At 70.4% G+C, this 19,606-nt stretch carries 20 protein-coding genes; 10 read left to right on the top strand and 10 right to left on the bottom strand.

The genetic code is table 11. The annotated features are described in order from the left end of the window. Nucleotides 1–13 precede the first annotated feature (13 nt). From metH to WFH32_RS18385, 3 genes are all read left to right on the top strand, one after another. Entirely contained in the window at nt 14–3,604 is a 3,591-nt protein-coding gene (gene metH, locus WFH32_RS18395) for a methionine synthase (RefSeq protein ID WP_336708740.1), read from the top strand. Between the two features lie 505 nt (nt 3,605–4,109). Next, on the top strand, nt 4,110–4,754 hold the full coding sequence (locus tag WFH32_RS18390; protein WP_336708738.1) for a C40 family peptidase: 645 nt from the start codon (nt 4,110–4,112) through the stop codon (nt 4,752–4,754). Nucleotides 4,755–4,933: 179 nt separating this feature from the next. Then, nucleotides 4,934–6,082, top strand: a complete 1,149-nt coding sequence (locus tag WFH32_RS18385) for an IS30 family transposase (protein WP_442946362.1) — start codon at nt 4,934–4,936, stop codon at nt 6,080–6,082. Nucleotides 6,083–6,099: 17 nt separating this feature from the next. Here the strand turns inward: WFH32_RS18385 and WFH32_RS18380 are convergent, their stop codons facing one another. Then, nucleotides 6,100–6,363, bottom strand: coding sequence for a hypothetical protein (locus tag WFH32_RS18380; protein WP_336708736.1), 264 nt, complete (start codon nt 6,361–6,363; stop codon nt 6,100–6,102). Between the two features lie 570 nt (nt 6,364–6,933). Here WFH32_RS18380 and WFH32_RS19315 point away from each other — a divergent pair. Then, nucleotides 6,934–7,338: a helix-turn-helix domain-containing protein gene (locus WFH32_RS19315; protein WP_442946361.1), complete on the top strand. Its 405-nt coding sequence runs from the start codon at nt 6,934–6,936 to the stop codon at nt 7,336–7,338. Here the strand turns inward: WFH32_RS19315 and WFH32_RS18375 are convergent. Both WFH32_RS18375 and WFH32_RS18370 read right to left on the bottom strand, forming a co-directional pair. Continuing rightward, entirely contained in the window at nt 7,308–7,529 is a 222-nt protein-coding gene (locus WFH32_RS18375; protein ID WP_336708735.1) for a hypothetical protein, read from the bottom strand. The genes WFH32_RS19315 and WFH32_RS18375 overlap by 31 nt on opposite strands. An 18-nt stretch (nt 7,530–7,547) precedes the next feature. After that, nucleotides 7,548–7,763 (bottom strand): hypothetical protein, encoded by a 216-nt coding sequence (locus WFH32_RS18370; protein WP_336708734.1) that lies wholly within the window; start codon nt 7,761–7,763, stop codon nt 7,548–7,550. 187 nt (nt 7,764–7,950) lie between these two features. Between WFH32_RS18370 and WFH32_RS18365 the strand changes: the two genes are divergently transcribed. From WFH32_RS18365 to WFH32_RS18355, 3 genes are all read left to right on the top strand, one after another. Beyond that, nucleotides 7,951–8,604, top strand: coding sequence for a dihydrofolate reductase family protein (locus tag WFH32_RS18365; protein WP_191795193.1), 654 nt, complete (start codon nt 7,951–7,953; stop codon nt 8,602–8,604). A 13-nt stretch (nt 8,605–8,617) separates the two neighbouring features. Further along, nucleotides 8,618–9,058, top strand: coding sequence for a VOC family protein (locus tag WFH32_RS18360; RefSeq protein ID WP_336708733.1), 441 nt, complete (start codon nt 8,618–8,620; stop codon nt 9,056–9,058). A gap of 144 nt (nt 9,059–9,202) precedes the next feature. After that, a complete protein-coding gene (locus WFH32_RS18355; RefSeq protein ID WP_336708731.1) occupies nt 9,203–9,580 on the top strand; it encodes a VOC family protein in 378 nt (125 codons plus the stop codon). Nucleotides 9,581–9,674: 94 nt separating this feature from the next. Here WFH32_RS18355 and WFH32_RS18350 read toward each other — a convergent pair whose 3' ends face one another. From WFH32_RS18350 to WFH32_RS18340, 3 genes are read right to left on the bottom strand one after another with little or no spacing between them, the layout of a single operon-like run. Further along, entirely contained in the window at nt 9,675–10,256 is a 582-nt protein-coding gene (locus WFH32_RS18350; RefSeq protein WP_336708730.1) for a DUF6580 family putative transport protein, read from the bottom strand. Then, nucleotides 10,229–10,690 (bottom strand): DUF4430 domain-containing protein, encoded by a 462-nt coding sequence (locus WFH32_RS18345; protein WP_191795189.1) that lies wholly within the window; start codon nt 10,688–10,690, stop codon nt 10,229–10,231. Before WFH32_RS18345 ends, WFH32_RS18350 begins: the two co-directional genes overlap by 28 nt. A 58-nt stretch (nt 10,691–10,748) precedes the next feature. After that, nucleotides 10,749–12,875, bottom strand: a complete 2,127-nt coding sequence (locus WFH32_RS18340) for a DNA gyrase/topoisomerase IV subunit B (protein ID WP_191795188.1) — start codon at nt 12,873–12,875, stop codon at nt 10,749–10,751. A 166-nt stretch (nt 12,876–13,041) separates the two neighbouring features. On the opposite strand from WFH32_RS18340, the gene WFH32_RS18335 reads away from it, so the two are divergent. Beyond that, a complete protein-coding gene (locus tag WFH32_RS18335; protein ID WP_030152534.1) occupies nt 13,042–13,248 on the top strand; it encodes a DUF7455 domain-containing protein in 207 nt (68 codons plus the stop codon). A 309-nt stretch (nt 13,249–13,557) separates the two neighbouring features. Here WFH32_RS18335 and WFH32_RS18330 read toward each other — a convergent pair whose 3' ends face one another. The 3 genes from WFH32_RS18330 to WFH32_RS18320 form a co-directional block, all read right to left on the bottom strand. After that, entirely contained in the window at nt 13,558–15,120 is a 1,563-nt protein-coding gene (locus WFH32_RS18330; protein ID WP_191795186.1) for an RNA polymerase sigma factor, read from the bottom strand. A 415-nt stretch (nt 15,121–15,535) separates the two neighbouring features. Then, nucleotides 15,536–15,931 carry a universal stress protein gene (locus WFH32_RS18325; protein ID WP_191795184.1) on the bottom strand — a complete coding sequence of 132 codons (396 nt, stop codon included), beginning with the start codon at nt 15,929–15,931 and terminating at the stop codon, nt 15,536–15,538. A gap of 116 nt (nt 15,932–16,047) precedes the next feature. Then, nucleotides 16,048–17,235 carry a DUF4192 domain-containing protein gene (locus tag WFH32_RS18320; protein ID WP_336708728.1) on the bottom strand — a complete coding sequence of 396 codons (1,188 nt, stop codon included), beginning with the start codon at nt 17,233–17,235 and terminating at the stop codon, nt 16,048–16,050. A gap of 330 nt (nt 17,236–17,565) precedes the next feature. Here WFH32_RS18320 and WFH32_RS18315 point away from each other — a divergent pair, with 330 nt between their 5' ends. Beyond that, the gene (locus tag WFH32_RS18315) at nt 17,566–17,940 is read left to right on the top strand and encodes a hypothetical protein (RefSeq protein WP_336708726.1); all 375 of its coding nucleotides are present in this window, start codon (nt 17,566–17,568) and stop codon (nt 17,938–17,940) included. Nucleotides 17,941–17,954: 14 nt separating this feature from the next. Next, nucleotides 17,955–19,079: a polyprenyl synthetase family protein gene (locus tag WFH32_RS18310; RefSeq protein ID WP_336708724.1), complete on the top strand. Its 1,125-nt coding sequence runs from the start codon at nt 17,955–17,957 to the stop codon at nt 19,077–19,079. Nucleotides 19,080–19,129: 50 nt separating this feature from the next. Here the strand turns inward: WFH32_RS18310 and WFH32_RS18305 are convergent, their stop codons facing one another. Further along, nucleotides 19,130–19,549, bottom strand: a complete 420-nt coding sequence (locus WFH32_RS18305; protein ID WP_318243979.1) for an Rv2175c family DNA-binding protein — start codon at nt 19,547–19,549, stop codon at nt 19,130–19,132. Between the last annotated feature and the right edge of the window lie 57 nt (nt 19,550–19,606).

Raw genomic sequence — 19,606 nt, 5'->3', positions numbered from 1 at the left:
TACAGTTCCCCCCATGTCCCACGACGCCGCCGACGCCCGTTCCGCCGCCTTCGCCGAGGCCCTGCGCACCCGCGTCGTCGTGGCCGACGGCGCGATGGGCACCATGATCCAGGAGCAGGACCCGAGCCTGGACGACTACCAGCAGCTCGAGGGCTGCAACGAGATCCTCAACGTCTCGCGGCCCGACATCATCGCGGCCGTGCACGACGCGTACCTCGCGGTCGGCGTCGACTGCGTCGAGACCAACACGTTCGGCGCCAACTGGTCCAACCTGTCGGACTACGACATCGAGGACCGTATCCGCGAGCTGGCCGCGGCCGGCGCGCGCATCGCCCGGGAGCGGGCCGACGCCTGGTCGACCCCCGAGCAGCCGCGGTGGGTCCTGGGCTCCATGGGACCCGGCACCAAGCTCCCCAGCCTGGGGCACACGACGTACGCCAACCTGCGCGACACGTTCGCCGAGCAGGCCGCAGGACTGCTCGACGGCGGCGTCGACGCGATCCTCGTCGAGACGAGTCAGGACCTGCTCCAGGCCAAGGCCGCGGTCAACGGCTCGCGCGCCGCGATGCGCGACGTCGGGCGCTCGGTGCCGGTCATCGTGCAGGTCACGGTCGAGACCACGGGCACCATGCTCATGGGCTCCGAGATCGGTGCGGCCCTCACGACGCTGCAGTCGTTGGGCGTCGACGCGATCGGGCTGAACTGCGCGACGGGCCCGGCCGAGATGAGCGAGCACCTGCGCCACCTGGCCAAGCACGCCGAGATCCCCGTGACGTGCATGCCCAACGCCGGGCTACCGGTGCTGGGCGCCAACGGGGCCTCGTACCCCCTCACGCCGAGCGAGCTCGCGGCGGCGCACACCCAGTTCGTCACCGAGTTCGGCCTGGGCCTCGTGGGCGGCTGCTGCGGCACGACGCCCGAGCACCTGCGCCAGGTCGTCGAGGCCGTGCGCGCACGGCCCGTCGCGCCACGCAGCCCCGAGCGTGAGAACGGCGTCGCGAGCCTGTACTCGCACGTCGACTTCCACCAGGACTCGGCGTTCCTCGCGATCGGCGAGCGCACCAACGCCAACGGCTCCAAGGCGTTCCGCGACGCGATGCTCGCCGAGAACTGGGAGGAGTGCGTCCAGATCGCGCGGGCGCAGACGCGCGACGGCGCCCACCTGCTCGACGTCTGCATCGACTACGTGGGGCGCGACGGCGTCGCGGACGCCCGCGAGGTCGTCTCGCGTCTCGCGAGCGCGTCCACGCTCCCCCTCGTGATCGACTCGACCGAGCCGGCCGTCATCCAGGCAGGCCTCGAGCTCGTGGGCGGGCGCGCCGTCGTGAACTCGGTCAACTTCGAGGACGGCGACGGGCCCACCTCGCGCTTCGCACGCATCATGCCGCTCGTCACGGAGCACGGTGCCGCCGTCATCGCGCTCACGATCGACGAGGAGGGGCAGGCGCGCACGGCCGAGACCAAGGTCGCGATCGCCTCGCGCCTCATCGACACGCTCGTGGGCGAGTGGGGCGTGCGCCTCGACGACATCGTCGTCGACACCCTCACGTTCCCCATCGCGACGGGCCAGGAGGAGACGCGGCGCGACGCGATCGAGACCATCGAGGCGATCCGCGAGCTGGTCGCGCGCTACCCGGGCGTGCACACCACGCTCGGCGTCTCCAACGTGTCGTTCGGCCTCAACCCGGCCGCGCGCACCGTGCTCAACTCGGTGTTCCTGCACGAGGCCACGCAGGCCGGGCTCGACTCCGCGATCGTGCACGCCGCGAAGATCCTGCCGCTCGCCTCGATCCCCGACGACCAGCGCCAGGCCGCGCTCGACCTCGTGTGGGACAAGCGCGAGTACGACGCCGAGGGCAACCTCACGCACGACCCCCTGGCCCACCTGCTCGACCTCTTCTCCGGCGTCGACTCCGCGGCGCTCAAGGACGCGCGCGCCGCCGAGATGGCAGCGCTGCCCGTGGGCCCGCGCCTCGAGCGACGCATCGTCGACGGCGAGCGCAAGGGCCTCGAGGCCGACGTCGACGAGGCGCTCGCCTCCGGCATCAAGGCGCTCGACATCGTCAACGACCACCTCCTGGAGGGCATGAAGGTCGTCGGCGAGCTGTTCGGCAAGGGCGAGATGCAGCTCCCGTTCGTGCTGCAGTCCGCCGAGGTCATGAAGACCGCGGTCGCGCTGCTCGAACCGCACATGGAGAAGACCGACGAGGCGGGCAAGGGCACCATCGTCCTGGCGACCGTGCGCGGCGACGTCCACGACATCGGCAAGAACCTCGTCGACATCATCCTCACCAACAACGGGTACACGGTCGTCAACATCGGCATCAAGCAGTCGATCGGCGCCATGATCGACGCGGCCGAGGAGCACGACGCCGACGTGATCGGCATGTCGGGGCTCCTCGTGAAGTCGACCGTCGTCATGCGCGAGAACCTCGAGGAGCTCGCCACGCGCGGGCTCGCCTCCCGCTGGCCGGTCCTGCTCGGCGGCGCGGCCCTGACCCGCACCTACGTCGAGGACGACCTCGCCGGCATCTTCCCGGGCGAGGTCCGCTACGCCCGCGACGCGTTCGAAGGCCTGCGACTCATGGAACCGCTCGTCCGCGTGGCGCGGGGAGAGGCGCGCGACGCCGTCGGGCTGCCTCCCCTCAAGAAGCGCCGCCACGCGACCGTGACCGTGACGCAGACGCCCCTGGAGGACCTGCCCGCACGCTCCGACGTCGCCGCGGACAACCCCGTGCCCGCCCCGCCCTTCTGGGGCACGCGCATCGTCAAGGGCATCCAGCTCGCCGACTACGCCGCGTTCCTCGACGAGCGCGCCACCTTCATGGGGCAGTGGGGGCTCAAGCCGGGGCGGTCCTCCGATGCGGACGGCGCAGCCGGAGCCTCATACGAGGAGCTCGTCCAGACCGAAGGGCGCCCGCGCCTCAACGCGTGGCTCGAGCAGATCCGCACGGACGGCATCGTCGACCCGTCCGTGATCTACGGGTACTTCCCCGTGTGGTCGGAGGGCGACGACGTGGTCGTGGCGCACCACGGCCCCGGGCTCGCGGGCATCGGAGCGCCCGACGGCGGCTCGGGCGGTCCCGTGGGCGAGGAGCGGCTGCGCTTCACGTTCCCCCGGCAACGCCGCGACCGCCACCTGTGCCTCGCGGACTTCGTCAAGCCCCGCTCGTGGGTCGAGGAGACCGGGCGCTACGACGTCCTGCCCGTCCAGCTCGTGACCGTGGGCGACACGGTCGACGTGCACACCGCCAAGCTCTTCGCCGCGAACAAGTACCGCGAGTACATGGAGCTCCACGGGCTGTCCGTGCAGCTCACCGAAGCGCTCGCCGAGATGTGGCACTCCCGCGTCCGGTCCGAGCTCGGGTTCTCGGACGAAGACCCTGCTGACGTCCAGGGGATGTTCGACCTCGACTACCGCGGGGCGCGGTTCTCCCTCGGCTACCCCGCGTGCCCCGACATGGAGGACCGGCGCAAGGTCGTGGAACTGCTTCGGCCGGAGCGGGTGGGCGTGGTGCTCTCTGACGAGCTGCAGCTGCACCCGGAGCAGTCGACCGACGCGTTCGTGTTCCACCACGGGGAGGCGAAGTACTTCTCGGTCTAGTCTTGGCCGCGGAACATACGCCCAGGTCAGGGCGCACTCCGTGTCCACAGGCCTCGTGAGTCCTGATCGTGCGCATCGGCCCATGCGTCCCGGCGAGCGGACTTCGATGCCGGTGTGGCGCGCCAGACAAAGTCCTGCGTGCCCACACCTGTGGCTGCATTCAGGGCTGCACCCAGCCGACGTTCGAGAACAAGCGCCCGGCCGACGAGGTAGACCGACTACTGGCCGATGCGGTGATCGGCCTGGCGACGGAGTCCAGCCTCATGGTCGAGGTCGAGCGGGTGGTTGCCGAGCGTGATGCGGCGTGGGCAGGGGAGGCGGGGCCCTTTCGCGTCACCGGGTGAAATCTCCGATTCGGGTTGCGTTGCGCAGAATGAATGAAATCCTCTTCTCATCCGCTATGGCGCGAACTAGGAGGAATGTGGCAATGGTGCCCCTTGGACCGTCCGATGGCTCGAAAGACCCGCCTGGCCTCACCCGACGTGCAGCCCTGCAAGGCGCCGGGGTGTTAGCACTGGCAGCCGCAATGGGGGTGGCCACCGCCGCCCCGGCTGCCGCTGCCACAACAGACCAGTTCGTCACACTGTGCCTCGCGCAGGTCGGAAAGCGGTACGTCTTCGGGGCCGCCGGTCCGAACACCTTCGACTGCTCAGGCCTCATCTACTGGTCGCTAGGGCAGCTCGGAATTACCTCCCCGCGGCCCTCGGACAAAATCATCAACTTCACCCAGCCCATCTCAGTGAAGCAGGGCATCGCCACCCGCGGCGCACTGCTCTACTACGGCGTCTACGGCGACCGCCGGGCGCACATCGCCGTCTCGCTCGGCGACGGTCGCATCGTCGAAGCCGCGAACGAGAGGCTCGGCGTCCGAGTCCACAGCGCGTTCGGCTACGGCTGGACCCACGCCGGCGTCATCACCCAACTCACCTCCCCACCACCCCCCGCACCCGACCCGGTGCCCGACGTCCAGGAGGACGAAATGCTGCTCATCCGTGACAACTCCACCGGCGCCGTGATGCTCGTCATCGGCGGTGTTGGCAGCTCAGTCCTCGGCCCGGACTACGCCGCCTACCAAGCCGCCGGGATCCCCGTCGCAGGCGTGAGCGCCGACGGCTTCGCGATCGCCACACAGCGCTACCTCCAGCGCTGACGGGTCTCTCGACCCGAGAGCACCTGACCCGAGCACGACTAAGCCCCGCCCTCCCGGGCGAGTTCTAGCGGTCGTCGCAACACCCGAGCGATGGGCATGCGATGGGCTTCGAGATTCGTCAGGAGCGGCAGAGTGCTGGGCGGAGGCTGAGGTTGGAGAGGGCGGAATACTTCCGCCTCATGGACCTTGGTTACGCCAACGCTGAGGCGTGCGAGCGAGTAGGTATCAACCCTCGAACGGGCAGGGAGTGGCGCAACGGTCGTCCGGACGGGCGCAAGAGGCCCCCGGTGGCTCCTGTGCGTCGTGAACAGGAGCCACCTGGGGCCTCTCGCCATTTGTCCGAGATCGAGCGCGTGCACATCGCAGACCGCATCCGGGAGATGGCCTCGATCCGTGTAATCGCAGCGGAACTCGGGCGGAGCCCCTCGACGATCAGTCGAGAGGTCCGGCGCAACCGGTCACCCCTGCGAGGCTCGTCCTATGTCTACCGGCCCTACGCTGCTCAGCGTCGAGCCGAGGCACGGCGCCCGCGCCCCAAGCCCCGAAAGCTTGAGACGAACCCTGAGCTGCGCCACTTCGTCCGGTCGCATCTGGGCGTGTGGTGGAGCCCTGAGCAGATCAGCAAGACACTGGCTCGGCGCTTCTCGCACCGCCCGGAGATGAGGGTCTGCCACGAGACGATCTACCAGGCGATCTACCACGGCACAGACACCGACCTCACCAGGACCGCAGCCCTGGCCCTGCGGCGCCGGAGGACCTACCGCCGCCCGCAGCGACAGGCGACCTCACGCCGTCCCCGGTTCACCGGGACGATGCTCATGATTCGCGACCGACCCCACGAGGCCGAGGACAGGACGATCCCTGGACATTGGGAGGGGGACCTCATCATCGGCGCGAAGAACGCCTCTGCGATCGGCACGTTGGTCGAGCGCGCATCCCGGTTCACCATGCTCGTCCATCTGCCCGGCACACGCCGAACGGACCTGTTTCACCGTGAGCTCGCTGGCGCCGTCCAAGCACTGCCGCCGATTTTGCGTCGATCGTTGACCTGGGACCAGGGAAACGAGATGGCCACGCACCAGCTCTTCACTACCGCTTCGGGCATGCCCGTCTACTTCTGCGACCCTGCTAGTCCCTGGCAGCGGGGCACGAATGAGAACACGAACGGGCTCCTGCGTCAGTACTTCCCCAAGGGCACCGACCTTCGCCGATTCACATCCGCCGACCTCATCGCCGTCGCCGCCGAACTCAACACCCGGCCCCGCAAGACGCTGGGCTGGCAGACACCAGCCCAGCGTCTCCGCGAACTCATCACATCGCCGATGTGATGCCCCCTCACATCAGGCTAGGCATCAATGCCATAGCCAGGTTTAGCCACCGCCACTTTCACCGCTCGAGCGAAGACGGGTACCGAGATCTGGCCACCGTCATCGGCAGGCGCGTCCTCAAGTTCGCCAGCCAACCTCTGGAAGAACGCCTCTGCGGCGAAGGCGCTCCATACCTCAGGTGTGTCGTAGGCCGAGTCACGCAGGTCCCACAAGGCACCCACAAGCTCGTCCTTCGTGCGGGCCGCATCGAGCCTCTGCAGCGCAATCGAGAGTCCGTCCATGCGCCGATCGTAGAGCTGAGCGTCGGTCACATGACCTTCGATGCCTACCCCTACGATCGTGATGGGATACTGCGCTACACACACACCGTGTTGCGACGATCGCTAGAACTCGCCCCGTAGGAGGGCGGGGCTGTTCCTAGCGACCAGGTTCGTCGATCCGGATCTCCACGACGTCGGCAAACGGAAACGGCACACGGTGCAGTGCGGCTGCCACGGCGATCACTGGGTTCGCGTCCGTGATGCCCAACGGTACGGTCGGTGCCGAGACGCGTACATAGGGACCATGGTGCAGGTGCCAGTCGTAGGTGAACAGTCCACGCCGACTGCACTCGAAACAGTCGGAGTAGTTGCCGCTCAACCGATCCTGGGACCGCAGATCTACTGACTCTCCTCGAGGGTGCATGCACCTCAGCGAATCAACTCCCTGCTCCACCGCCGCACGCTCACCGAAGACAGCCAGAGGGATCGCTCCCGCCCCCGTGGTCGTGAACATCGCGATCAAGCCATCGCGATCGTGCCAGGAAGTCCCACGCGATCCCGTAGAGGTCTTCCCGACTACTGACGTCGCTCATGAACCCATTGTCTCAACTGTCCATAGGGAAACGCGTCCGAGGCGCATTGCCGGAGACGGTCCGGAAGCTCATCGCATCGGGCGACCTCAAAGCGTACCGACTCGGTGGCGATCGCGGCCCATGGCGCATCAGACCCGAGGCACTCCGTGCCTACCGCGAGCAGCAGGCCCGACGAGCCGCAGACCCGAGGGTACGCACACGGCCCACGCGCGGGCGAACATGGTCGTTGACCACACCACTGGCTACACCTGACCCAGTTCTCGTTGCAATACAGGAAATGCGTGGGGTTAGAACTGGAGGCGAAGTACTTCAGCATGTGCCAACGGCACAGGTGCGTAGGGGCGAACGCTGGCGTGGCAGGCGATCTGCCGCTCAGTGCCACTGCCACGTCTCGATGACCTGAGCGATGAGCTCGGCGCCGTTGTCATACGGGGTGACGATTCCGATCACGAAGAACTGGACCGTCTCCGTGCCCGGCGCGAACGGTGCGGGCGTGAACGCAGAGATGAACACCTTCGTCTGCGTCGTGCTACTGATCCCTTCGACCCGGGTGATGTTCGCCGGGACACCGTCGAGGGTGGCCGCTTCGCGCAAGCTGATGACCTCTCCGTTCTAGGCGAAGTACGAATCCGCGACCGCGTCGACGGCTCCGTCGACGTCGGTCCCGACCATCCAGGAGTCGGACGTCGAGACGCGCACCGGTTCGACGCTCACCTGTCCGTAGATCGCACCGACGCCCGTCGGCACCACCGTGCCCTCCCTGACCTCGCCCCAGAGCTCGAGGGCGCCTGCGCACCGGCGCTCCTCGTCGGCCGAGATGTTGTTCACAAAGGTCTGCGGACCCTCGTAGGACCCCAGGAGCCTCCACCGAGGACGACGACCACCACAGAGCTCCTGCGCGAGGCGGGGGCGGTGCCGTACGCGGCACCTGGTGTCGAGGGCCTCGCCCCGATGACTTCTCCCCCGCCCCCCGGTCTACCCCCATGACCCTGCCACCGACCAACCGGAGCACATCATGGGATCGATCGAGATCGAGCTGTTCACGACCCTGGACCTCGTCGGGCAGGCGCCCGGCGGCCCCGACGAGGACCCGATCGGGTTCCCGTTCGGCGGTTGGCAGGCTCCCCTGCTGGACGACGTCGCCGGGGAGCAGGTCGCCGCCGCCTACGAGGGCACCGACGCTTTGCTGCTCGGCCGCCGCACGTACGACATCTTCGCCGCCTACTGGCCCCACCAGGAGGGCGGTCAGGACGACGACTTCGCCGCCCTCTTCAACCGCATCCCCAAGTACGTCGCCTCGCGGGGCAAGCCGGATCTCTCCTGGTCCGGGTCGACGCAGCTCGGCCACGACCTCGTGGCCGCAGTTCGCGAGATCCGCGACCGGCACGAGCACGTCAAGGTCGTCGGCAGCCTGGGTCTGGTGCAGACGCTCCTGCGCGAGAAGCTCTTCGACCGCCTCGACCTGTGGGTGCACCCCATCGTCCTCGGCGTCGGGAAGTCGGTGTTCGACGGCGGCGCCGTGCCCACCAACCTCACCCTCCTCGAACCGCCCGTCGCCAGCCCTGCGGGCACCGTGCTGCTGCGTTACGGTCTAGCCGACGGCACGCCCTCGACGGGCGACATGGCGGCCGCAGACCGCGGTGTCGACCGCCAGGCCGAGAACACCTGAGACGGGACCAGACATGGCGATCCAGCGACTCGACAACGTCGGCATCGTCGTCGACGACCTCGACGCGGCAGTGGCGTTCTTCGTCGAGCTCGGGATGGAGCTCGAAAGCAGGGCACCGATCGAGGGCGCCTGGGCGGGGCACGTCGTCGGGCTCGACGGGATGCGGTCGGAGATCGCGATGATGCGCGTGCCCGACGGTCCTGGCCGGCTCGAGCTCAGCACGTACCACTCCCCTGCGGCCGTGGACGTCGGCCTGGGCAGTGCACCGTCGAACACCCTGGGCCTGCACCGCGTGATGTTCGCGGTCGACGACATCGACGACACGGTCGAACGGCTGCGTGGGCACGGGGCCACGCTCGTCGGCGAGATCGTGCGGTACGAGGACGCCTACCGGCTCTGCTACCTCCGCGGGCCGGAAGGGATCGTCGTCGCGCTGGCTGAAGAGCTCGGGTGACCACCTGGGCTCGTGGTCCTTCGTTGCCCGACGACGTCACCCTCGCCGCCGGAGCACGTCACCGTCGGCGGCAGGCACGGCCGGGGAGGGCGCACCCCGGAATTCGCCTGACGTGACCGCCGTCACCTTCGTAGACTGCGGGGCATGGCATCCCGCATCAGTGAGCTCGTCCTCGACTGCGCCGACCCCGAGCTGCTCGCGCGGTTCTGGAGCGGAGTCCTCGGCTACGTCGAGCTCGGACGGGAGGAGGGGGCGATCGAGATCGGCCCGGCCGACGTCGGGTTCGGCGGCCTCCAGCCGACCATCATCCTGAGCCCCAGCAACGACCCGAAGACGGCCAAGCTCCCCCTGCACATCGACATCAACGCGGTCGACCGGGACCAGGACGCCGAGCTCGAACGCCTGCTGGCCCTGGGCGCACGTCGCGCGGACGTCGGGCAGACGGGTGACGAGTCGTGGCACGTCCTCGCCGACCCCGAGGGGAACGAGTTCTGCCTCCTGCGCAAGCGTCTGAACCCCTGACGCCGAGGTAGACCCGTGTGTGCGAGGTAGACCTCCCGGAGACCTACCTCGCACACACGAGTCTACCTCGGCGAACGTGAGCAGAGGCAGGGGCTCATGCCGCCTGCGGGACGGCCACGAGTCCCCGCGAGCGCTCGAGCCGCTCGACGAGCAGCGTCCCCGCAGCCACGACCGGCAGGAGCACGAGGTTCCCGACCAGCATGGTCCGCAGGAACGGCAGGCCGGCGACGTAGCTCGCCACGAGCCCGTCGACGCCTGCCGGGAACCAGACGCCGCGCCCCTGGAACCAGACACCGAAGTTGGTCCAGAGGAAGAACCACAGCGACCCGCCTACGCCCAGCCCGGCCGCTGCGCCGACGCGGCCCCACCCGGAGGTGTTGCGGGTCAGGAGCGCCGCGAGCCCGATGACGAGCCACGCGCTCCACGTGAACAGCGCGATCGACGTGTTGCCGAGCACCAGGTCGGACACGACGGCGACGAGCAGCGGGGCCAGGAACGCCAGGCGGTGCCGCACGAGCACCGCGGCCGCGAACGCGGCGGACGTCACGAGCTCGAGGTTCGGCGGGGCGCCGATCTCCTCGCGCACGAGGCGGAACACCACGGCGAGCGCCACGACCGCGACCGCGATCGCGGGGCGCCACCAACGCGTCAGGAGGTGAACTTCTCGAGCTTCCACGTGATCTCGTCTCCCGTCTCCGTCACGAGCGACCCGGCACCGACCTGGGCCATCTCACCGTTGACGTACAGCGCCCAGAACTCGCCGGCCGGGTCCGCGGCGACGCCGCCGATGCCCGTCACGAACGCCATGTCGCCCTCGCCCTGGACGGTCGCGCTCGGGTCGGCAGCGAGCAGCAGCTCGAGCGCCGTCTTCCCGGCGACGCCCTCGTAGGAGAGCTCGGAGTCGTCAGCAGCGTCGTCAGCGCCGTCGGTCGAGTCGTCGGAGGCGTCGGACGCGTCGTCGTCAGCGGCGACCGACGAGGACGCCGAGGTGTCGTCCGCCGGTGCGTCGTCGGCCGCACCGCAACCGGCCAGGAGGCCGACGGCGAGCAGGAGCGACGTGAGGGCGGTCAGCGAGCGTGCCGGGGTGGCACGGAGAGTCTGGGGGTTCACACCGTGAAGTCTACGAACGAGCCGGTGACCGGGCGGCCGGTGCCCAGCAGACGGGACGTCACGCGTCGATCCGCGCCCGGTCCAGGCCCGCCGCCCCAGCGATGATGAAGTCCTTGCGCGGCGCGACGTCCGAGCCCATGAGGAGCTCGAACACGCGCTCGGCGGCCTCGGCGTGCTCTGCGGTGACGCGGCGCAGCGTGCGGTGGCGCGGGTCCATGGTGGTCTCCGCGAGCTGGTCGGCGTCCATCTCCCCCAGACCCTTGTAGCGCTGGATGTCCTCCTTGTAGCGTTTGCCCGACTTGTCGAGCTTCTTGAGGACGTCGCGCAGCTCGCCCTCGGAGTACGTGTAGATGTACTCGTTCTTGCGCGAGCCCGCGCCGATGACCTCGACGCGGTGCAGGGGCGGCACTGCCGCGTAGACCCGGCCCGCGTCCACGAGGGGGCGCATGTACCGGAAGAAGAGCGTGAGCAGGAGCGTGCGGATGTGCGCACCGTCGACGTCGGCGTCCGTCATGAGCACGACCTTGCCGTAGCGCGCGCCCTCGAGGTCGAACGAGCGCCCCGAGCCCGCGCCGATGACCTGGATGATCGCGGCGCACTCGGCGTTGCGGAGCATGTCCGTGACCGAGGCCTTCTGGACGTTGAGGATCTTCCCGCGGATGGGCAGGAGGGCCTGGAAGTCGGAGCTGCGCGCGAGCTTCGCGGTGCCGAGCGCCGAGTCGCCCTCGACGATGAAGAGCTCGCTGCGCTCGACGTCGTCGCTGCGGCAGTCCGCGAGCTTGGACGGTAGCGACGAGGTCTCGAGCGCGTTCTTGCGGCGCGAGATCTCCTTCTGCTTGCGCGCGGTGATGCGCGCGCGCATCTCGGCGACGACCTTGTCGAGGAGCAGGGAGGCCTGCGTCTTCTCGTCGCGCTTGGTCGAGGTCAGCATGGCGCCGAGCTGCTGCTCGATGACGCGGGCCACGATCGCACGCACGGGGGCCGTGCCGAGGACCTCCTTGGTCTGGCCCTCGAACTGCGGCTCGGCCAGGCGCACCGTCAGCACTGCCGTGAGGCCCGCGAGGACGTCGTCCTTCTCGATGCGCTCCGACGCGTCCTTGGTGGAGACCTTGAGGCGGCGGGCGTTGGTCTCGACGCCCTTGCGCAGGATCTTGAGCAGCCCCGCCTCGAAGCCCGCGAGGTGCGAGCCGCCCTTGGGCGTCGAGATGATGTTGACGAACGTCCGCAGCTCGGTGTCGTAGCCGGTGCCCCAGCGCAGCGCGACGTCGACCTCGCAGTCACGCGTGACTTCCTGCGGGGTCAGGTGCCCGCGGTCGTCGAGGACGGGCACGGTCTCCTTGAACGTCCCCGAGCCCGTCAGGTGCCACGTCGCGGTGACGGCCGGGTCGGGGGCGAGGAAGTCGACGAAGTCGACCGTGCCGCCCGAGTGCTGGAAGCTCTCCTCGACCGGTCCGTCGGCGCCCGGGGTGCCGGCCAGGCCGCGCTCGTCGCGCAGCGTGATCTTGAGCCCGGGCACGAGGAACGTCGTCTGGCGCGCGCGCGTCACGAGCTCGTCGTAGGAGAACACGGCGGTCTTGGGGAAGACCTGGCGGTCGGCCCAGTAGCGCACGCGTGTGCCGGTCTTTCCACGGGGTGCCTTGCCGACCACGGCCAGCTCGGAGCGCTCGACGAACGGCGTGAACGCCGCGTCGGGGTCCGGCCCGGTCTTGGGGTCGGCGAAGACGCCGGGCTCGCCCCGGTGGAACGTCATGCGGTAGGTCTTGGAGCCGCGGTCCACCTCGACGTCCAGGCGTGAGGACAGGGCGTTGACGACCGACGCACCCACGCCGTGCAGGCCGCCCGATGCCGTGTACGAGCCGCCGCCGAACTTGCCGCCCGCGTGCAGCTTGGTGAAGACGACCTCGACACCGCTGAGCCCCGTCTTGGGCTCGATGTCCACGGGGATGCCTCGCCCGTTGTCCTTGACGGTCACGGAGGTGTCGGCGTGCAGCACGACCTCGATCGCGTCGCAGTTGCCCGCGAGAGCCTCGTCGACCGAGTTGTCGATGATCTCCCACAGGCAGTGCATGAGTCCGCGCGAGTCGGTCGACCCGATGTACATGCCGGGTCGCTTGCGGACGGCCTCCAGGCCTTCGAGGACGGAGAGGTGCCGCGCGGTGTAGCTGGACTCAGAAGTGGTCGTCACGAAGGGAAAGCCTAGACGCTGCCACCCACAGGATCGGTCAGCCTGGCCGCACCGGGCCGGACCTCCACACGATCCCGACGTATTCCCGGAACCGCGCGGCTACGCGGGTAGCGAACCCGGGCCTTTTCGGTACGAGGAATGCGCCCCGAGGTGATTACATGGTCACGTGACTGCTACGACGACTCCATCGCTGACCGTGGCCGACCGTTGCGACCGCTGCGGCGCTCAGGCCTACGTGCGCGTGACCATGCCCAGTGGGGAGCTGCTCTTCTGCGCCCACCACGCACGCGCGCACGCCGCTGCTTTCGCAGACATCGCCACGCACGTCCAGGACGAGACCGACCGCCTGCTCGCAGAGCACGGCGCCCGCTGACAAGACCCGGCGCGCACTCGTAGCGCGCCGCACTCCTGAACCCCGACCGGTGCTCGTCACCGGCCGGGGTTCTTTCGTCCCCGCCTCTCCGCGGCGAGACGCATCACGGAACCGGTGCGCCGCCCGTCGGGCGGGCGACGCCGCACACCCGACACCGCGACCCCCTCGCGTCGCATCGCCACCGCTCCCCTGCCCGACGACGCCGCGCAGCCCGCGACCCACGTCGCCATCGAGCGCCGACTTCAGGGAGACGACAGAGGCCCGCACCCCGTCGGGGTGCGGGCCTCTGGCCGTGGCAGAGCGGACCGGTCAGTCCAGGTAGTCGCGCAGGACCTGCGAGCGGCTCGGGTGACGCAGCTTCGACATGGTCTTGGACTCGATCTGACGGATGCGCTCACGCGTCACGCCGTAGACCTTGCCGATCTCGTCGAGCGTCTTGGGCTGCCCGTCGCTCAGGCCGAAGCGCATCGAGACCACGCCGGCCTCACGCTCGGAGAGCGTGTCGAGGACCTGGTGCAGCTGCTCCTGGAGCAGCGTGAAGCTCACGGCGTCCGCGGGGACGACGGCTTCGGAGTCCTCGATGAGGTCACCGAACTCGCTGTCACCGTCCTCACCGAGCGGCGTGTGCAGCGAGATGGGCTCGCGGCCGTACTTCTGGACCTCGACGACCTTCTCCGGGGTCATGTCGAGCTCCTTGGCGAGCTCCTCCGGGGTGGGCTCGCGGCCCAGGTCCTGGAGCATCTGGCGCTGCACGCGGGCCAGCTTGTTGATGACCTCGACCATGTGCACCGGGATACGGATGGTGCGGGCCTGGTCGGCCATGGCACGCGTGATGGCCTGACGGATCCACCACGTCGCGTACGTCGAGAACTTGTAGCCCTTGGTGTAGTCGAACTTCTCGACCGCACGGATCAGACCGAGGTTGCCCTCCTGGATCAGGTCCAGGAACAGCATGCCGCGACCCGTGTAGCGCTTGGCGAGCGAGACGACCAGACGCAGGTTGGCCTCGAGCAGGTGGTTCTTCGCCCGGCGCCCGTCCGAGGAGATCCACTCGAGCTCACGACGCAGCTTGGGCTCGAACGTGTCGCCCGACCCCAGACGCTCCTCGGCGAACAGGCCGGCCTCGATGCGCTTGGCGAGCTCGACCTCCTGCTCGGCGTTCAGCAGCGCGACCTTGCCGATCTGCTTGAGGTAGTCCTTGACCGGGTCCGCGGTGGCGCCCGCGGTCACGACCTGCTGGGCCGGGGCGTCGTCGTCGTCCGCGTCGGAGTACACGAAGCCGCGCGACTCGTCGGGCTCCTCGCCCGGCTTGGCCGCGGGGGCTGCGGTCTCGGTCTCCTCGTCGGACTCGACCAGGTCCTCGACCACGACCTCGTCGGTGTCCTCGTCGTCCTTGGCGCCGCGCTTCTTGCGCGTGGCGGCGGCCTTGGGAGCAGCGGTCTTGGCGGTCGCGGCGCGCTTGCGGGTCGCGGGAGCCTTGGCGGCAGGTGCGGCGTCCTCGGCGGAAGCCGCCTCGGGGGCGTCGACCGTCTCGGTGGCCGCCGCGGTGCGCGTCGTCGTGACGGCGCTCGCTCGCGGGGTCGTCGCCTTCTTGGTCGCGGGCTTCACGGCTCGCGACGTCGTCGTGGAACGCGACGAGGTGGCCGCGGCGACCTTCGTCGCGACGGGGATCTCGACCTCGACACCGGCACCGGCCAGTGCACGGAGCACGGCCTTCAGTCGCTTGGGGTCGCCGATCGTCGCGCTCTCGCAGGCGTTGCGGAAGCTCTCGGCGTCGACCCGACCGTTCTCACTCCCCTTGCGCAGGAGCTCCTGCAGGGCGGGGTGTTCGAACTCGTGCGGGAGAGCGGGGTTCTGTGAAGAGGGCGCCACAAACCGACCTTTCGGCAATCACTGGAGGGGCGTGCCCGGGAGATCGGAGGACTCTCGGATCATGAGCGGACACCTATATTGTACCGGCCGATCCGTCAACGGTCGCCGGGGAAGAAGTTCCGACACGGGTGAGTCGCCGCCGACGGGCCTGCACACGTCCACTCCGCTGGATGTCGTCCCCTGGTCAACGCCTCGTCCGCGCCGAAGATTCCCTCCGCTGGGGGTCGCGTCACACCACGCGGCCCTCACCACGCCGCCGTCGACGCACACCGGGACAGACCGGGACACACCGCCCGGCCGGGTCGCGGCCGGACCGCTCCCGCTTCTCGGTCAGCGCTCGGCGGTTCTCCTGTCCACGCCATGCCTCTGTGGTGCGTCCACGGTCAGGTCGGCCGCTCCTCGCCGGCCCTTCGTGTCAGGACCGGTCTGGCTTGACCGCGAGGACGGGGCAGGGGGCGTCGAGCAGGATGCGCTGCGCGTTGGAGCCGAGGATGAGCTTGCCGACGGGGCTGCGCCGCCGCAGGCCGATCACGATGAGCTCGGCCTGGTTCGTCTCGGCCGTGCCGACGAGATCCTCTGCGACCTCGCCCGTGCCCGCGACGACCCGGTGCTCCAGGCCCGCGGCGTCGAGAGGGGCGATGATCCGGGCGATGTCCTCGCTCCGCTCGCCGGCCTGCTCGGGAGTCGTGTGCCCGCCCTTGTCGCTCACGACCACCAGGAGCTCGCTCCGACGGGCGATCGCCTCGCCGACCGCGGTCGCGAGCGCCTCGCGCCCCTCGGGGGTGGACAGGTAACCGACAACGACTGTCATGGGATTCCTCCGTCATGCCTGGGCATGCCTGCTGGCGCGCGTGGAGCGGGTGGCGCTCGGGCCGCGATCCGGGACCACCCCGGCACGTGCGACGGTACCGGAACCGCCCCTGATCCTCACGTCGCCCGCCCCGCGCGACCCTGCTGCCGAGCCCATCCCGGCGCGAGCCCCGCGTCGAGCGCCCGCTCGAGAAGGAGCGCCAGCTGGTAGGACGGGTCCGCGTCGAGCGCCGCCGCGAGCCTGTCGGTCGCGAGCACGCCGTCGCCGTCCCACCACGCGAGGAGCGACAGGAGCGTCAGGGCGGGCGCCTGCGCCCCGCGCCGCCCGGCCCCTGCGACCGCCTCGAGGACCTCACGGGCGCACCGCGCCCGAAGGGGGTCGGGCGGCAGCCCCGAGTCGGGGTCCACGACGGCCGCGAGCGCCGCCGCGGTCCCCGTCCCGACCTGTTCGTCCGCGACCGCCGTGGCGGTGAGCGCGGCGAGCTCGTCGTTGCCGGCGACGAACGAGAGCAGCACCGCGTCCCGCACGGGGACGCTCTCGAGCGCGACCTCGAGGCGTCCGAGGACGGTGGCCGGCACGGCGGCGGGGAGCGGGGCCCGAGCACCCTCCTCGATGCTGCGGTGCGCCTGCTCGACCACCCCGGTCGCGGCACGCCAGGCGGCGAGACCTTCCTGTCGCCACGCCGTGAGCCCTTCGTGGTCGTGCGTGGCCTGCGCGGCGTCCCGCCGGGCCCGCCAACGGTTCGCGGCCCGGGAGGCCTTGCGGCGGAGCACGGCGTCGAGCACCGGTATCGACGTGGCCTGCGCCCGGCTCGGCGCGACGGTGGCCCCGGCGAGGACCATGTGCGCGCCCACCTCGGTCGCCTCGAGGTCCGCGAGCGGGCGCCCTCCGGGAGGGCAGCACGTCTCGTCCTGGCAGTCGGCGCCGTGGTAGCCCGTCGCAGAGACGACCCAGACCTCGGGCTCGCCGAGATGGCCCTCGGCGGCCTCGGTCCAGTGCTCGACGGCGGCACGCTCGCGAGCGGCGGGCGCCCCGCCTGCGCGCAGGTCGACGTCGGCGTAGAGCACGAGGACCGCGCGGGCGGCGCCGTCCGAGGAGAGGTGCGACACGAGTGTGCGCGCCACCTGGGGTCCGTGCTCGAGGTCGGCCAGGTCGTCGAGGTCCACGCGTGCGACGAGCCCGACCCGGCCGCGGGACGTGCGCAGGCTGACCAGGACGCCGCTGTCCTGCGGGCGGTAGCCGAGGCGGAAGGGGATGTACGCGAGGAGCTCTCGTGGCCCGCGGGCCCGGATCGTCGTTGTCATGCGGCCCATCCCAGCGCCGTCGCAGCGCGTGCGGGGACGGGACGGCGGTCCTGTGGACGGCGGGATGGACTGTGGTCGGGCTCCGTGCCGCGCACTGACTACGGTGTGGGGGTGCGTCGCTCTTCACCTTTCCCCGAGGCTTTCCCCGGGACACCGTCCGGTCGCCGCCGTCCGGCACCGGTCCTCGTCGTCTCGGTCTGCCTCCTGGCCGGTGCGCTGGCGGGCTGCACGACCCCCGCCGACCGGCCGGAACCCGGCCCCGGGGCCGAAGCTCCCTCCTCGGACGACGGAGCCCTCCCTGTCGACGGGGTTCCCGGTCCCGAGGCGTCGATGCCGACGTTCGACGACTCCTCGGTCGCCGGGTCCCTCGTCGCCGGCTTCCCTGCCGACGTCGTCCCCGTCCCGCCGGACGCAGACGTCCTGGCGAGCTCGGCGACCGACGTCGAGGGCGTCCCGCTTCGCCAGGTGACGCTGAACCTCTCCTCCCCCGGGACCGTCCAGGAGGTCCTGGACTTCTACACCACGTCGATGACGGCCGCGGGGTTCGCAGCCCTGCCCGGGAGCGTCCCCGGCGGTCTCAGCGGCCAGGCGGCCTTCAACCGGGCGACGCCCGACGGGGCGACCGAGACGCTGTCCGTCGGGGTCCTCGACACGACCGACGCCCGCCTGGTCACGATCAGCGGCCAGGTCCTCCCGCCCGCGTGACCTAGGCTGCCCTCATGCCTGCCGACGCCACCGCGCCCGCTCCGTCCCTGCCGGTCGACCGTGAGAACCTCCGCCCCGACGTGGACGCCGCGCTCGGCGCCTTCCTCGAGGACCAACGGGTCCGTCTCGCCGCCATCAGCGAGGACGCCGCGCCGCTGGCCGAGGCGACCGCCGCCCTCCTCACGGGAGGCAAGCGCCTGCGTGCCGCGTTCTGCTACTGGTCCTGGCGTGCCCACGGCGGACACGTCGACGACGGGCGGCGGACAGCCGCCGTGCGTACGGGTGCGGCGCTCGAGCTGTTCCAGGCCGCAGCCCTGTTCCACGACGACGTCATGGACAACTCGGACACCCGCCGCGGCCGCCCGGCGGCACACCGCGCGTTCGCGAGCCACCACCGCGCGGCCGGCTGGTCGGGCAGCGACGTGCAGTACGGCTCGTCGAGCGCGATCCTGCTCGGCGACCTGTGCCTCATCGCGAGCCAGGCCGAGATCCGCAGGGGGCTCGTCGACATTCCCGAGGACGTCGCGCTGCGCACGCGCACGCTGTTCGACGACATGCAGACCGAGGTGACCGTCGGCCAGTACCTCGACGTGCTGGCCCAGGCCGTGCCGTGGGGCACGGACCTCGACGCCGACGAGGCCCGGGCGCGCGCCGTGATCCGCTCGAAGTCCGCCCGGTACAGCGTCGAGCACCCCCTCGCGCTCGGTGCGGCGCTCGCCGGAGCCCCGGAGGAGGCCCTCGCTGCCGTCCCGTCGTACGGTCTGCCGCTCGGCGAGGCGTTCCAGCTCCGCGACGACGTGCTGGGGGTCTACGGCGACCCGTCCGTCACGGGCAAGCCTGCGGGCGACGACCTGCGCGAGGGCAAGCGCACGGTCCTCGTGTCCCGGGCCCTGCGCACCGCGACCCCGACGCAGAGCGCGTTCCTCCTGGATTCCCTCGGGAACCCCGACCTGGACCAGGACGCGGTCGAGAACCTGCGGGGGCTGCTGGTCGAGACGGGGGCCGTGGACGCGGTCGAGCAGCTCATCGCGGACCTCACGGACGAGGCCTTCACCGCGCTCGACGCGGCGGGCCTGGCCTCACCCGGCACGGAGATGGTCGCGGAGCTCGCGCGCGCCGCGGTCCAGCGCTCGGCCTGACCGGCACGGCGCCCCGGTGGGGGGCCGCGCCCGTCAGTGCGGAGACGGTGTCAGAGCAGCGCCTGAGCGACGCGCCGCACCTCTGCCTTGCGTCCGGCGCGCAGCGCGGCCATGGGCGTGGACCCGAGCGCCTCGTCGGGCGAGAAGAGCCACTCCAGGATCTCGACGTCCGAGTACCCGAAGTCGGTGAGCAGGGCGATCGTGCCCTGGAGCGACATGAGGACCACCTGGCGGCCCTCGTCGGGGTTCTCGGGGGCGGGCTTGGCATTGGCCGGGTTGGCCAGGTGCGCCGGGACGACGAACGCCGCGGGGATCTGGAACGAGGAGCGCTCGCCGCGCTTGACGCCGACCACACGCCTGTCCTGGGCGATCTTGCGGGCCTGGGTCATGTCGGTGCCGAGCACCTCGGCGAGGTCGGGAAGGGTCAGCCACTCGGTCACGAGCTGCTCGAGGTCAGTCACGGAAGTCACGGGTCAAGCGTACGTGGCGCGCGAGCTCGCGCCCGCCGGGCACCGTCACGATCCGTC

The organism is Oerskovia sp. USHLN155 (assembly GCF_037145535.1).
Lineage (GTDB): Bacteria > Actinomycetota > Actinomycetes > Actinomycetales > Cellulomonadaceae > Oerskovia > Oerskovia rustica.
The sequence above is the reverse complement of the archived record's forward strand: the minus strand, read 5'-3'. Positions and strand labels throughout refer to the sequence as shown.

What these genes read in the sequence shown, in the direction of transcription:
- WFH32_RS18310 (WP_336708724.1), top strand. Translation starts at nt 17,955, where the DNA reads ATGCCTGCCGACGCCACCGCGCCCGCTCCGTCCCTGCCGGTCGACCGT.
- metH (WP_336708740.1), top strand. Translation starts at nt 14, where the DNA reads ATGTCCCACGACGCCGCCGACGCCCGTTCCGCCGCCTTCGCCGAGGCC.
- WFH32_RS18325 (WP_191795184.1), bottom strand. Translation starts at nt 15,931, where the DNA reads ATGACAGTCGTTGTCGGTTACCTGTCCACCCCCGAGGGGCGCGAGGCG.
- WFH32_RS18320 (WP_336708728.1), bottom strand. Translation starts at nt 17,235, where the DNA reads ATGACAACGACGATCCGGGCCCGCGGGCCACGAGAGCTCCTCGCGTAC.
- WFH32_RS19315 (WP_442946361.1), top strand. Translation starts at nt 6,934, where the DNA reads ATGAACCCATTGTCTCAACTGTCCATAGGGAAACGCGTCCGAGGCGCA.
- WFH32_RS18315 (WP_336708726.1), top strand. Translation starts at nt 17,566, where the DNA reads ATGCCGACGTTCGACGACTCCTCGGTCGCCGGGTCCCTCGTCGCCGGC.
- WFH32_RS18360 (WP_336708733.1), top strand. Translation starts at nt 8,618, where the DNA reads ATGGCGATCCAGCGACTCGACAACGTCGGCATCGTCGTCGACGACCTC.
- WFH32_RS18355 (WP_336708731.1), top strand. Translation starts at nt 9,203, where the DNA reads ATGGCATCCCGCATCAGTGAGCTCGTCCTCGACTGCGCCGACCCCGAG.
- WFH32_RS18380 (WP_336708736.1), bottom strand. Translation starts at nt 6,363, where the DNA reads ATGGACGGACTCTCGATTGCGCTGCAGAGGCTCGATGCGGCCCGCACG.
- WFH32_RS18365 (WP_191795193.1), top strand. Translation starts at nt 7,951, where the DNA reads ATGGGATCGATCGAGATCGAGCTGTTCACGACCCTGGACCTCGTCGGG.
- WFH32_RS18385 (WP_442946362.1), top strand. Translation starts at nt 4,934, where the DNA reads ATGGACCTTGGTTACGCCAACGCTGAGGCGTGCGAGCGAGTAGGTATC.